Origin of the sequence: Streptomyces sp. NPDC059851, assembly GCF_042732005.1 — a bacterium.
Classification (GTDB): domain Bacteria; phylum Actinomycetota; class Actinomycetes; order Streptomycetales; family Streptomycetaceae; genus Streptomyces.
In genome coordinates, this window is record NZ_JBHWJJ010000192.1 from 1 (window position 1) to 11,377 (window position 11,377).

The window sequence follows — 11,377 nt, forward strand, 5'->3', positions numbered from 1 at the left end:
CAGCGGCCCGGCGACCGTCCGAACCGGTCCCGAGCACCGGGCTACCGCTGCGCAGGGGGCGCTGATCGCAGGGGACCCGGCCCGGGACCGGCGGGCGCGTGGCGTGCCCCGGGGCTGATCGATGCGGGTGGCCCGCCGGCCCTGTTCGCTGGAGTGGCCTGCTACCCCACGACGTTCCCCTTCCTCCCGCTTTTCTCCCGCTCTTTCACCGAGGACCGTCACCCGGTCGTGCCGGCGGCGCCGGACCCGCGGCCGGGCCGCCACGGTGTGGCTGTTGGCTGTTGGCTGCCGGCTGCCGGCTTGACCTTGACACTGTGACAAGGCCTTCACTGGTGCCGAGGAGGTGGTCCCGGTGGTCGTTCGGGGAGAGGAAATGAACGTGGTGCGCGCTGTCCAGGCGCTGGAGAGCAGCAGTGCGTCGGTGCGGCTGCGGGCGGCCCTGGCGGTCGGCACGGCCGCGGACCCCCGCTCCGTGGACGCGCTCATCGAGCGGTGCGGGGTCGAACCCGACTTCCACGTCCGGGACATGCTGACGTGGGCGCTGACGCGCCACTCGTCCTCGGTGACGGTCCCGAAGCTGGTCGACGCGCTCGGCTCGGAGTGCGTGCAGGCACGCAGTCAGGCCCTGCACACGTTGTCGAAGGTCGGGGACCGGCAGGCGTGGCCGGCGATCACACGGGCGCTGCTGACCGACGCCGACGACGAGGTGGCGCGGAGCGCTTGGCGGGCAGCGGTCGTCCTGGTGCCCGAAGGCGGTAGGGCCGGCTTGGCCGAGGTGCTGGCGACGCAGCTCGGGCGCGGCGGGCGGGAAACGCAGTTGAGCTTGAGCCGGGCCCTGGTCGCGCTGGGTGGGGCAGTCGTGCCGGTCCTGCGTTCCGCGATGACGGATCCGGCCCCTCGGGTGCGCCAGCACGCAATGGTCACGGAGCGGCTGGTGCGTGACCCCGATGCCGGGTTCGAGTGCGCCGTCGAGGAAGCGAAGCGGATCGCGGCCCTGGGCACGACCGCTCGGAAGGGGTAACGGGACGTGTTGATCGGTGATGTGGCGCGGCGGTCCGGGGTCAGCGCCCGCATGCTGCGCCACTACGAGTCGCTCGGCCTGCTGCGACCGACGGGACGTACCGGGGCGGGCTACCGGGAGTACTCGGGCGAGGACATCCGGCGCGTCTTCCACATCGAGAGCCTGCGGTCCCTGGGACTGCCGCTGCGCGACGTCGCACGGGCGCTGGATGATCCCGGGTTCTCGCCCTCGGGGCTCATCGAGGGCCTGGTCCGTCAGACGCGAGGACGCATCGCCGCCGAGACGGAACTGCTGACGCGGCTGCAGCGGATCGGTGCCGCGGAACCCGCCGACTGGGAGGACGTCCTGCGGAGCGTCGAGCTCCTGCACGCCCTGGCATCGGAGAGTGCCGGGAAGCGGCAGCGCGCGGCCCTGTCCGCGGCCGAGGGGGGTGCGGTGCCGGTGGAAGCCCTGGTCGAGGCCGTGTTGGGGGAGACGGAGCCGAACGTCGCCGGAGCGCTCCGCTGGGCGCTGGCCCGATCGGGCGGTGCCGCAGTGGCCCCGCTCGCGCAGGGGCTGGCGTCACCTGCTGCCGAGGTGAGGAGACGTGCGGTGCAGGCCGTCGCGGAGATCCCGGACCACGGGACGACCGCCCTGTTGCAGGACGCCCTCGCGGACTCGGACGTCGGGGTCCGCAGGTGTGCGGCCCTCGCGCTCGGGGCGCGCGGGGTGGCCGACGCGGTCCCCACGCTCACCGAAATGGTCGCAGACGAGGTGAACGACGTCGAAGCAGCCGATGCCCTCGGCGCGCTGGCGAGTGACCCCGCACTGGCGGACCGGATCGTCGCCGGGCTCGTCGACCACCTCGGCGCCCACGCCGCCGGTGCATCCGCACGGCTGCGGCTGGCGCAGGCCCTCGCGGACGTCCCCGGCAGCACGGCCTCACGTGTCCTCGCCGACCTGTCACAGGACGAGGACCGTGCCGTCGCGCTCACCGCGGCCTACGTTCTGGAGCTCCGCGACGCACGGTGACGGCCGTTCCGGCCGGCATGCCCGGGGGCCGCCCGCGGCCGCCACCGCCGCGTCAGGCACCGTTGCGGTACGGGACGGGTACGTCCGGGGCGGACGCCCGGGCCGGGCGGCGGAACGCGGCCCGGTAGGCGCTCGGGCGGTGGCCGGTGTGACGGGCGAAGAGGGTGGCGAAGGTGCCGGGGTCCTGGTAGCCGACGGCCGCGGCTACGGCGGCGACGGTGCGGTCGGTGGTCTCCAGGAGGTGGCGGGCGCGGCGGACCCGGGAGGCCTGCAGATGGGCCAGCGGGCTGCGTCCGGTCTCTTCGGCGAAGCGGCGCAGCAGCGTGCGGGTGCTGACCTGGAAGGCGTCGGCGAGCGAGGTGAGGTCGTACCGCTCGGCGAGGTTCTGGTCGAGCCGCCGCATGACCCGCTGGGAGAACTCCCGGCCGGGCTGCGGGAGGAGCCGCGGGTCGACGTACGGGGTCTGGGAGGTCCGGGCGTCGTCGACGAGCGTCACCCGTGCGGTGGTGCGGGCCACCCGGGCGCCGCTGTGTCGACGGATCAGGTCCAGCGCGAAGTCGTACATGGCGCTGAAGGCGGCCGTGGTCGTCACCCCCGTGTCGGTGACGACGAGGTGCTCCGGCCGTACGTCGGCGTTCGGGCAGCGTGCGGCCAGTTCGCCGGCGTGCAGCCAGGAGGTGGTGGCGCGGCGCCCATCGAGGAGCCCGGCCTCGGCGAGCAGGAACGCGCCGACGCAGAGGGAGACGACGGCGGTGCCGGCGGCGGCCCGGGCGCGGATCGCCGCGATCTCGGGGGCGAGTCGGGCGAGCCGCGCGTCGAGGTCGGTGTCCGGGGGCAGTTCGAAACCGGGGACCACGAGGACGTCGACCTCGCGCAGGGGACGCACGTCGAGGACCGCGCCGCCCGAGGCGGTGACCCGACGGCGGGGCGAGACGACCGACACCCGGTAGCCGGGCGCGTCCGATCCGGCGACGTGCCCGGCCATCGTCAGCAGGTCGGGGACGCCGAACACTTCGGACGCGAAGCAGTCCGGGTACGCCAGGACCCCGACCCGCAACGCACCCGGCCCGGAGCCCGGACCCGCACCGTCCTGCGCCCGCCTCGCCGTCTCGGCCATCGCCCCGCACCCCCTGGCGTCTCCGGCCCCGCCCCGGGGCTCGGGCCCGGGCCGCATATCGTCGTCGCCTGCCCCGCGTGTGGCGAGATTACCCCCTGCCTTGGCGGTCCCGCCCCTCACCCGGCGGTCGGTCCCCGGGCCAGGCTGGCCCCATGAGCGACGACGATCCGATCACCGACTTCACCCGCCGGAGCGTGGCCGTCGAGGGGGTGGTGAAGACGGTGTACGTGGCCGGGGCCGGGCCCGCGGTCGTGGTGCTGCCCGAGATGCCGGGCATCAGTCCCCACGTCCTGCGGCTCGCACGCTGGGTGCGGAACGCGGGTTTCACCGTCCACGTGCCCTCCCTGTTCGGCACGGACGGCGCCTTCCCCACGATCGAGGGCGGCCGGGAGGTCGTCCGCCGCGCCTGTGTCAGTGCGGAGTTCCGCGCCTTCGCCGGGGGCGGCACCAGCCCGGTGACGGTATGGCTGCGCGGCCTGGCGCGCCAGGCCCACACCGCGTGCGGAGGGCCGGGGGTGGGCGCGATCGGCCTGTGCTTCACCGGCAACTTCGCCCTCACCATGGCCCTGGAGCCGGCGGTGATCGCCCCGGTGGTCAACCACCCCTCGCTGCCGCTCGACGACCCCGGTGGGCTGGAACTCGACGCGGCGGACGCGCGGGCGGTGCGCGACCGGCTCGACCGTGACGGACTCACCGTCCTCGCCTACCGCTTCGAGGGCGACCGCTGGTGCACGGGGCGGCGCTTCGCCGCCTACCGCGCACTGCTCGGCGACGCCTTCGACGGACGCGTCCTCCCGGACAGCGCCGCCAACCCGGCCCCGCCGCCCTTCTTCGCCGACCTGGTCGGCACCCCCCACAGCGTCGTCACGGCCCATCTCGTCGACGAGGACGGCCACCCCACGATCCGGGCCCGCGACGAGATCCTCGCGTTCCTCACGGACCGCCTGCACCCGCACGGGAAGCGACCGCTGCCGACGGTCTGACCGGGCGGCTGGGCATGAGCTGCGCCACGGCGACGACGGACTCCGAGCGACGGCGGTGCCGGCCCCGCCGGAGCGCCGGGCCCGCCCGGTCTGAACGCCCGGCACTGCGGCAGACCTTCGACCGGAACGCTGGGTTCCGAGCCCCCGCCTCCCTGCCGCGGCGTGGGCGCCGCGACCGGCTCCGGTGAGCAGCGCCCGGCCGGAAGCCGCGTGCGCTGGCCGTCACGGAGCGGTCGACGATCGATGCGCGCTGTCCCGACGGCGCTCCCGGCTGGCAGACTCCTCCACCATGGCGAATAGCGGACTGTGGGTCGGCATACTCACCGCGCTGACCGCGCTCGGAGCCAGCTACATCACCGCGCGCGCGACCTCGCGCGCGGCGCTGGCACAGGCCCGAACGACCACGACGGCGGCAGCCCTTCGTGAGCAGCGCGACCGGCGTCGGTCCACCTACCGGGAAATGATGGACTGCGCACACGCGTTCAATGAGGTCACGTGGCAGATCGACGAGGTCGACGCGGCGCGTGACCGTGAGGGCAAGGACCGGCTCCTGACGCAGATGTACGAGCGCATCGGCCCTGCCATCGGGACCATCAACAAGGCGGCCCATGAAGTCAGACTCGACGGTCCTGCCGAGGTTTCCGCCGCGGCGGAGCAGGTGCGGCAGAGGGCACGACGCGTGCAGCCGCTGCTCAAGGCGCTCATCGGTGACGGCAGTCCGGAGCGGAGCCACGACTACGACGCTGCGTACCTGGATTTCCGGGACGCCTACGTCTCGTTCATAGGCCTGGCGAGACAAGCGTTGGAAGTCGAGGACGAAGTGGGATGACCCTGTGCGCAGGCCCCTCCCGTTGGACGACGGTCCGACGTGATCGCGGTGCCGCGGCACTCCCCCGGCCCGTCGCACGAATATCGGTTGCCCGTCGGCGATGCCGGCCGTTCCAATGACCGGCACGATCACCCGGGCGCGCCCGCGACGGCGAGGCGGGGTGAACGCGGACCGCCGGCCCGGCCGCCGCGCGATCCGGGTGGACCGTAACCGCATCGCCCCAGGGGAGAGGCACCTGATGAACACCCCACCATCGCTGTTCGGCGCAGAACGGGCCGACGGGTCGTCCGTCCAGATCGGCGCTCTCGTCCCGCTGTCGAGGCCCGGCTGGGTCGAGGCGGGCCGGCATCTGCTCGCCGGGCTCGACCTGGCCGTTCGTGAGGTCAACGACGCCGGCGGGATCGGCGGAAGACCACTGGAACTACTGGTCCGGGACACCGCGGCCGATCCGGAGCGGGCCGCGGCGGCCGTGGACGAACTGGCCGGCCTCGGCGTGACCGCCGTGGTGGGCGAGTACCACAGCGTCGTCGCCCGTTCCGCCGCCGCTCGGGCCGACGCCCTCGACGTGCCGTTCCTCTGCTCGTCCGGGGTGCTCGACGCGCTCACGGAACGGCCGACGGACCGGGTAGCGCGCCTGGCGCCGGCCCAGTCCCGTGGCTGGCGGACCTACGCGGACTTCCTCCTCGGCACGGGTCACCGCCGGATCGCCGTGGCGACCCAGCCGAGCGTCTACTGGGCGTCCGGAGTCCGCGTCCTGCGGGACCACCTCGCTCCCCGGGGCGGCGCCGTGGTCGAACTCGACACGAACGCGCTCACCACGCAGGCACTGTGCGACGCGCTCGTCGACCACGGTGCGACCGCCCTCCTCCTGCTGGTCGGCCATCCGGAGCCGGCGGTGCCGATCGTCAGAGCCGTCCGCGGCGACCGGCGGCTCGCGGAGGTTCTGATCGGTGCCCCGGCAGGACAACCGGAGTTCCCCCAATGGTTGGGGGCGCTGGGCGAGGACGGTACCGGGATCCCGTTCCTGCGGTACCTACCCGAGCGCCTCGAACCGCTCGGCGAACGCGTCGGGAGGGAGCTCCGCGAGCGGCTGGGCGCAGCCCCCTCCTTCGTCGCCTTCGAGGGCTGGGACACCATCGCCGTCCTCGCCCACGTGCTGCGTTCACACGGCACGGACCGGGCGGCCGTCACCGCGTCATGGCCGCGCGTGGCGGTCGAGGGAACCCGCGGACTGATCCGGTTCTCCCGCACGCCCGGCATCAGCGTGTGGCAATGGGCTTGGCCGCCCATCCAGATCGCGGACCGGGACCCGGCGGAACCCGATCGCTTCCGGACCCTCCACACCGCCTGAAAGAGCGCGCCAGCTCAAGGCGAGGGCCGACGGTCAACGCGCTTCCCTCCACGGCCTCGTCGGGGGAAGCGCTCCCACACCCTTGTCCCGCCCCGCCGCGCCGCGCCGCCCAGTCTGCGGGCGGGGAGGGGTCCGGGCCGCCCTCGGCGCGACCTATGGGTAAATAAAGCGAAACTAACGGACATACCAGTAGATTTCTTGCCGTGGCTTCCAGATGTCACTGGAGACGGGGCAAGGAATGAGCACGGACGACCGCGTCGCTGTGACGACCGGGATCGCACGACAGTACGCGTCACCCGGATTCGCAGGGCCCGGACGGCTCGGGCTGGTGACCAGCCGCACCGGCGTTCTGCCCGACCTGCGCCCGGCCGCACCCGCGCTGGCCGTCGCGCGGAGTCCGGCCGCATGTGACCGACCGGGAGGTCTTGCCTCCCGTACCCACCGCCGGGGCGGTGGCCGGTGCGCTGTGGCGGCGGGTGTACCCCGATCACTCAACGTGGCGCGCCACTGACGGCGGTGCGTTGCGGCGGGCCGGCGGGGCGGGCGACGCCCCACAGCCGCCGTGTGGTCCGCCGGCGCCACCGCGCCGATGGGGCCCGCGCCGACCTGCTGCTCCCCCTGAGACGTCTTCCGCACCGTGCGACCTGCACCTGTTCCCCTGACGGAAGCGAAGCGGCTGCCGCTGCAGCACCCACAGCCGTCACGAAGAACCCGGGCCGAGCCGCCCCGGCAGCCGGACGGGACCCTCGTCGGCCCACGCGCCCCCATGGACCGCACCCGCATCCGCACCCGACCGAAGCAGCTCTGCGGGCGGCGCACGGCGTCGTCCTGACCTGCGTATGGAGGACATCCCCGCCGATGACCGCGATGACCGACCGCACAACGACATCCGAGGCCGCCATCCGCGGCTTTCGCGCGGGCGACGGACCGCAGGTGGTGGAGGTGTGGCGGCGCAGTGCGCCGGCCGATCCCATCACTGCGGACCGCTTCCGCTCCCTGGTGCTGCTCGACGCCAACTTCGATCCGGAGGGACTTCGGGTCGCGGTCGAGGGCGACCGCATCGTCGGCGCGGCCTACGCGGTGCGCCGTCTGACGCCGATGGCCGGCACCGACCTGGAGCCGGAGCAGGGCTGGATCCCGTTCTTCTTCGTCGACCCGGCCGCCCGCAGGCGCGGCCTCGGGCACCGGCTGCTGGCAGACGCCCTCGACTGGCTGCACCGCCACGGCCGCAGCCGGGTGGACTTCTCCTCGTACACCCCGAACTACGTCCTGCCCGGCCTGGACGCCGAGACGTACCCGGAAGCGGCCCGGCTCCTGGAGTCCCTGGGCTTCCGCACGCTGTACGAGGCTGCGGCGATGGACCGCGGCCTGGTGGGCTACCGCTTCCCGGAGGACGTCGCGCGCCGCATGGAGGAGCTGACGGCGCAGGGCTACCGGTTCGCCACCCCGTCCGACGACGACCTGGTGGATCTCTTCGCGCTCGCCGGGAGCCACTTCGGTCCGGACTGGGCGTGCACGATCCGGACGTGCCTGGCCACGGGCACGCCGCTCGACCGGATCGTCGTCGCCCGGGACCCTTCGGACCGCATGGTCGGCTGGGCCATGCACGGCGCGTTCGACGCAGTGGACGAGCGGTTCGGCCCGATCGGCGTGCTGGAGGAGATGCGCGGCACCGGCCTCGGCGAGGTCCTCCTGCACCTGGTCCTGGAGAGGATGCGGGCGCGCCGCGCGCACGCCGCGTGGTTCCTGTGGACCGGTGCGCAGTCCCCGGCGGGTCACATGTACCGCAAGACCGGTTTCACGACGACCCGCGTCTTCCGGGTGATGCGCCGGGAGGCCGCTCGATGACACCGGCACGCCGCGCCAGCGGCCTGAGCCGCCGTCACTTCGCTCTCGCCCTCCCCTCGGCGCTGCTCGCCTCCGGATGCTCCGCGCCGCACCAGGGCACCGGGCGGCCCGGCGATCCGATCGTCCTGACCCTGCTCTCCCACTACGCGAGCGGGGTGCTCAAGGAGGCCCTCCAGGGCCCGGTCGACGAGTGGAACGCCACCCACGACCGGGTCAAGGTGCAGACCAAGGCCGTCGAGTTCACGGACCTGCTGACCACGTTCATGGTCCGGCAGGCCGCGGGCCAGGGCACCGACATCCTCCACCCCTACTGCTTGTGGAACGGCCAGCTGGTCCGGGCGGGCGTCCTACGGCCCGCTCCGCCCGACCACGCCCAGGAGATCACACGCGGCTACAGCGAATCCGCGGTCGACGCCGCCTCGGTGGACGGCAAGGTCTACGGCTATCCCACCGAGGTGCAGACGTACGCCCTCTACTACAACAAGCGGCTGCTGCGCGAAGCCGGCGTCGCCGGCCCGCCACGCACGTGGCGGGAGCTGGAGGAGACCGCCTACCGCACCGCCAGGCGCGACCGGTACGGCAACACGCTGGTCCAGGGCTTCGGCCTGTCGACCGCCGACGACTCCACCACCGTCGGGCAGACGCTCGCCCTGCTCAACGCCGCAGGCGGAACGTTCGTCTCGAAGGACGGCAGGAGCACCGCCATCGACTCGCCGGCCGGGCGGGCCGTGTTCGACCTGGAGCACCGCCTCGTCGCCGGAGGGGCGAGCACCCCCGGTGTCAACGTCTACAAGGCCTTCCGGTCCGGGCAGGTGGCCATGGTGGTCAGCGCCGGATGGTGGACCGGAAGCCTGAAGACCCTCATGGGCAAGGACTACCGCGACGTCGGCGTCGCGCCGCTGCCCCTCCCCGAGGCCGACGGCGAGCGCGCCACGCTCTCCACCGGCTTCATGCTGGGCGTCAACGCGGCCGGCAAGCACCCGCGGGCGGCCTGGGAGTTCCTGCGCTGGCTCAACACGGAGAAGGTGGACGTGAAGGGCGCCGAGGAGGGTGCGAAAGCGACCCGCATGAGCTCCCTGCAAGTGTCGGTCGGCTCCCTGACCGGCCGCGCCGATGACATGCGGACGCTCCTGGACGCGCACGGCGATGCCAACCTGCGCCCCTTCCTGGACGCGCTGGCGTACTCGGTGCCGGAGCCGAACGTGCCCGGTGCGCAACAGGCCAAATCGTTGCTGCGCAAGAACATCGAGGCGCTGTGGACCGGTCAGCAGTCGGTCGACCAGGCGCTGCGCACCACCCGTCGTCAAGTCGATCGCGAGGTGTCGCGCTCGTGGTGAACACGCTGACGCCGACGACGATCGACCGGGCGGCGCCCCCCACGCGCGCCGCCGGGCCGGCCGTCGACGGCCGCGCCCGTACCCGGCGCCGCCAGGCCGTCGCCGCCTATCTCTTCCTGGCTCCGACGTTGCTGTTCTTCGCCGTCTTCCTGATCCTGCCGCTCGGCTTCGCGCTGCTGCTGTCGATGTCCCGTTGGACCGGGTTCGACGTCGGCGGCATCCAACCGGTCGGCACGGACAACTTCACGGGCCTCTTCGCGGAAGGATCGACGTTCCTCGCGCCGATCCTCACCAACACGCTGCTGTTCGCCCTGGGCACCGTGGTCCTTGCGCTCGCCGGGTCGGTGGTGGTCGCCACCTGCATCGACAACCTGCGGTTCCAGGGTCTGTGGCGCACCCTGTACTTCCTGCCGATCGTGACGACCGTCGTCGCCGTCGGCAACGTGTGGAAGTACATGTACGAGCCGGGCGGACTGGTCAACGGCGTACTCAACGCCCTCGGGCTCGGCTCGGTGGCCTTCCTCCAGGACCCGGACACGGCGCTGCCCTCGGTCGTGGTCGTCCAGGCCTGGGCCTCGGTCGGCTCGGCGATCCTCGTCCTGACCGCCGGGCTGAAGTCCATTCCCGAGTCGTACTACGAGGCAGCGGCGCTCGACGGCGCCGGGCCGGTCACCGTCTTCTGGAAGATCACGCTGCCGCTACTGCGGCCGTCCCTGTTGCTGGTGTGCATCACCCAGCTCATCAGCGGTCTGCAGTCGTTCGCGCTGATCACCGTGATGACCAAGGGCGGGCCGGGTGACGCGACCAACGTGGCCGCCCTGGAGATGTACCGCCAGGCCTTCTCGTACGGCCACTGGGGTCCTGCGAGCGCCGCCGCGTTCGTGCTGTTCGTGGTGGTCCTCGTGGTCACCCTGGTGCAGTTGTGGATCTACCGGCGCAAGGGGGAGGACGCATGATCCGCCGCCGTTTCCCGTGGTTCTCGTACCTGGTGGTCGTGATCGGCGCCGTGCTCACGGTGGTGCCGTTCCTCGACATGGTGATGACGTCGTTCAAGGGGGCCGGCGAGGCCGGCACGCTGCCGTACCGGTTCCTGCCCGAGGCCTTCGACCTGTCGAACTACCGGGCGGCGATCGACCAGCTCGACCTGCCGGTGCTCTTCCGCAACAGCGTCGTCGCAACCACGGTGATCACCGGGTCGGTGCTGTTCACGTCGTCCCTCGCCGGCTACGCGCTCGCCAAACTCCGCTTCCCCGGCCGGAACTTGATCTTCCGACTCGTGCTGTCGACGATGATGTTCCCCCCGTTCCTCTTCTTCATCCCGCACTTCCTGATCCTGGTGCACTGGCCGCTGGCGGGAGGCAACGACCTGTTCGGACGCGGGGGCGCGGGCCTGACCGTCAGCATCGCGGCGCTCTCCGTGCCGTTCCTCGTCAACGGCTTCGGCATCTTCCTGATGCGCCAGTTCATGGTCTCGATCCCGGACGAGGTCCTGGAGGCCGCGCGCATCGACGGTGCCGGCGAGTTCGGCGTGTGGTGGCGGATCGTGGTGCCGCAGACCAGACCGGTCGTGCTGACGCTCGGTCTGCTGACCTTCGTCCACGCGTGGAACGAGTACATCTGGGCGCTGCTCATCTCGACCGCCAACCCGGACGTGATGACCCTGCCCGTCGGCATCCAGCTCCTGCAGGACCACGTCGACCCGACCCGCACCATGCCGATCGTCATGGCCGGTCTCGTCCTGAGCACCCTGCCGATCTTGGTCCTGTTCCTGCTGCTGCAGAAGTACTACATCCGCGGTGTGATGCTCAGCGGCCTCAAGTGAGCGGCTCCGGCACGCGTCCGACGTCGCCGGGCTTCCCCGCCGTCCCGTCGCCGTCGGC

At 72.5% G+C, this 11,377-nt stretch carries 10 protein-coding genes; 9 read left to right on the forward strand and 1 reads right to left on the reverse strand.

Features of this window, described 5'->3' with window-relative positions:
- Positions 1-373: 373 nt before the first annotated feature.
- Both ACFV7Q_RS36215 and ACFV7Q_RS36220 read left to right on the forward strand, forming a co-directional pair.
- Positions 374-1,021, forward strand: coding sequence for a HEAT repeat domain-containing protein (locus tag ACFV7Q_RS36215; RefSeq protein WP_385435182.1), 648 nt, complete (start codon positions 374-376; stop codon positions 1,019-1,021).
- A gap of 6 nt (positions 1,022-1,027) precedes the next feature.
- A complete protein-coding gene (locus ACFV7Q_RS36220) occupies positions 1,028-2,032 on the forward strand; it encodes a HEAT repeat domain-containing protein (protein WP_385435183.1) in 1,005 nt (334 codons plus the stop codon).
- A gap of 52 nt (positions 2,033-2,084) precedes the next feature.
- On the opposite strand, the gene ACFV7Q_RS36225 is transcribed toward ACFV7Q_RS36220, so the two are convergent.
- Positions 2,085-3,149: a GlxA family transcriptional regulator gene (locus tag ACFV7Q_RS36225; protein ID WP_385435184.1), complete on the reverse strand. Its 1,065-nt coding sequence runs from the start codon at positions 3,147-3,149 to the stop codon at positions 2,085-2,087.
- 152 nt (positions 3,150-3,301) lie between these two features.
- On the opposite strand from ACFV7Q_RS36225, the gene ACFV7Q_RS36230 reads away from it, so the two are divergent.
- From ACFV7Q_RS36230 to ACFV7Q_RS36260, 7 genes are all read left to right on the forward strand, one after another.
- Entirely contained in the window at positions 3,302-4,132 is an 831-nt protein-coding gene (locus ACFV7Q_RS36230) for a dienelactone hydrolase family protein (protein ID WP_385435185.1), read from the forward strand.
- Between the two features lie 289 nt (positions 4,133-4,421).
- Positions 4,422-4,961, forward strand: a complete 540-nt coding sequence (locus ACFV7Q_RS36235; RefSeq protein WP_385435186.1) for a hypothetical protein — start codon at positions 4,422-4,424, stop codon at positions 4,959-4,961.
- Positions 4,962-5,199: 238 nt separating this feature from the next.
- The gene (locus tag ACFV7Q_RS36240; protein WP_385435187.1) at positions 5,200-6,312 is read left to right on the forward strand and encodes an ABC transporter substrate-binding protein; all 1,113 of its coding nucleotides are present in this window, start codon (positions 5,200-5,202) and stop codon (positions 6,310-6,312) included.
- Between the two features lie 858 nt (positions 6,313-7,170).
- Positions 7,171-8,160 (forward strand): GNAT family N-acetyltransferase, encoded by a 990-nt coding sequence (locus ACFV7Q_RS36245; protein ID WP_385435188.1) that lies wholly within the window; start codon positions 7,171-7,173, stop codon positions 8,158-8,160.
- The gene (locus tag ACFV7Q_RS36250) at positions 8,157-9,497 is read left to right on the forward strand and encodes an ABC transporter substrate-binding protein (RefSeq protein ID WP_385435189.1); all 1,341 of its coding nucleotides are present in this window, start codon (positions 8,157-8,159) and stop codon (positions 9,495-9,497) included. Before ACFV7Q_RS36245 ends, ACFV7Q_RS36250 begins: the two co-directional genes overlap by 4 nt.
- Positions 9,491-10,453: a carbohydrate ABC transporter permease gene (locus ACFV7Q_RS36255; RefSeq protein ID WP_385435190.1), complete on the forward strand. Its 963-nt coding sequence runs from the start codon at positions 9,491-9,493 to the stop codon at positions 10,451-10,453. The genes ACFV7Q_RS36250 and ACFV7Q_RS36255 overlap by 7 nt, the downstream gene beginning before the upstream one ends.
- Positions 10,450-11,319, forward strand: a complete 870-nt coding sequence (locus ACFV7Q_RS36260; RefSeq protein ID WP_385435191.1) for a carbohydrate ABC transporter permease — start codon at positions 10,450-10,452, stop codon at positions 11,317-11,319. The genes ACFV7Q_RS36255 and ACFV7Q_RS36260 overlap by 4 nt, the downstream gene beginning before the upstream one ends.
- Positions 11,320-11,377 lie beyond the last annotated feature (58 nt).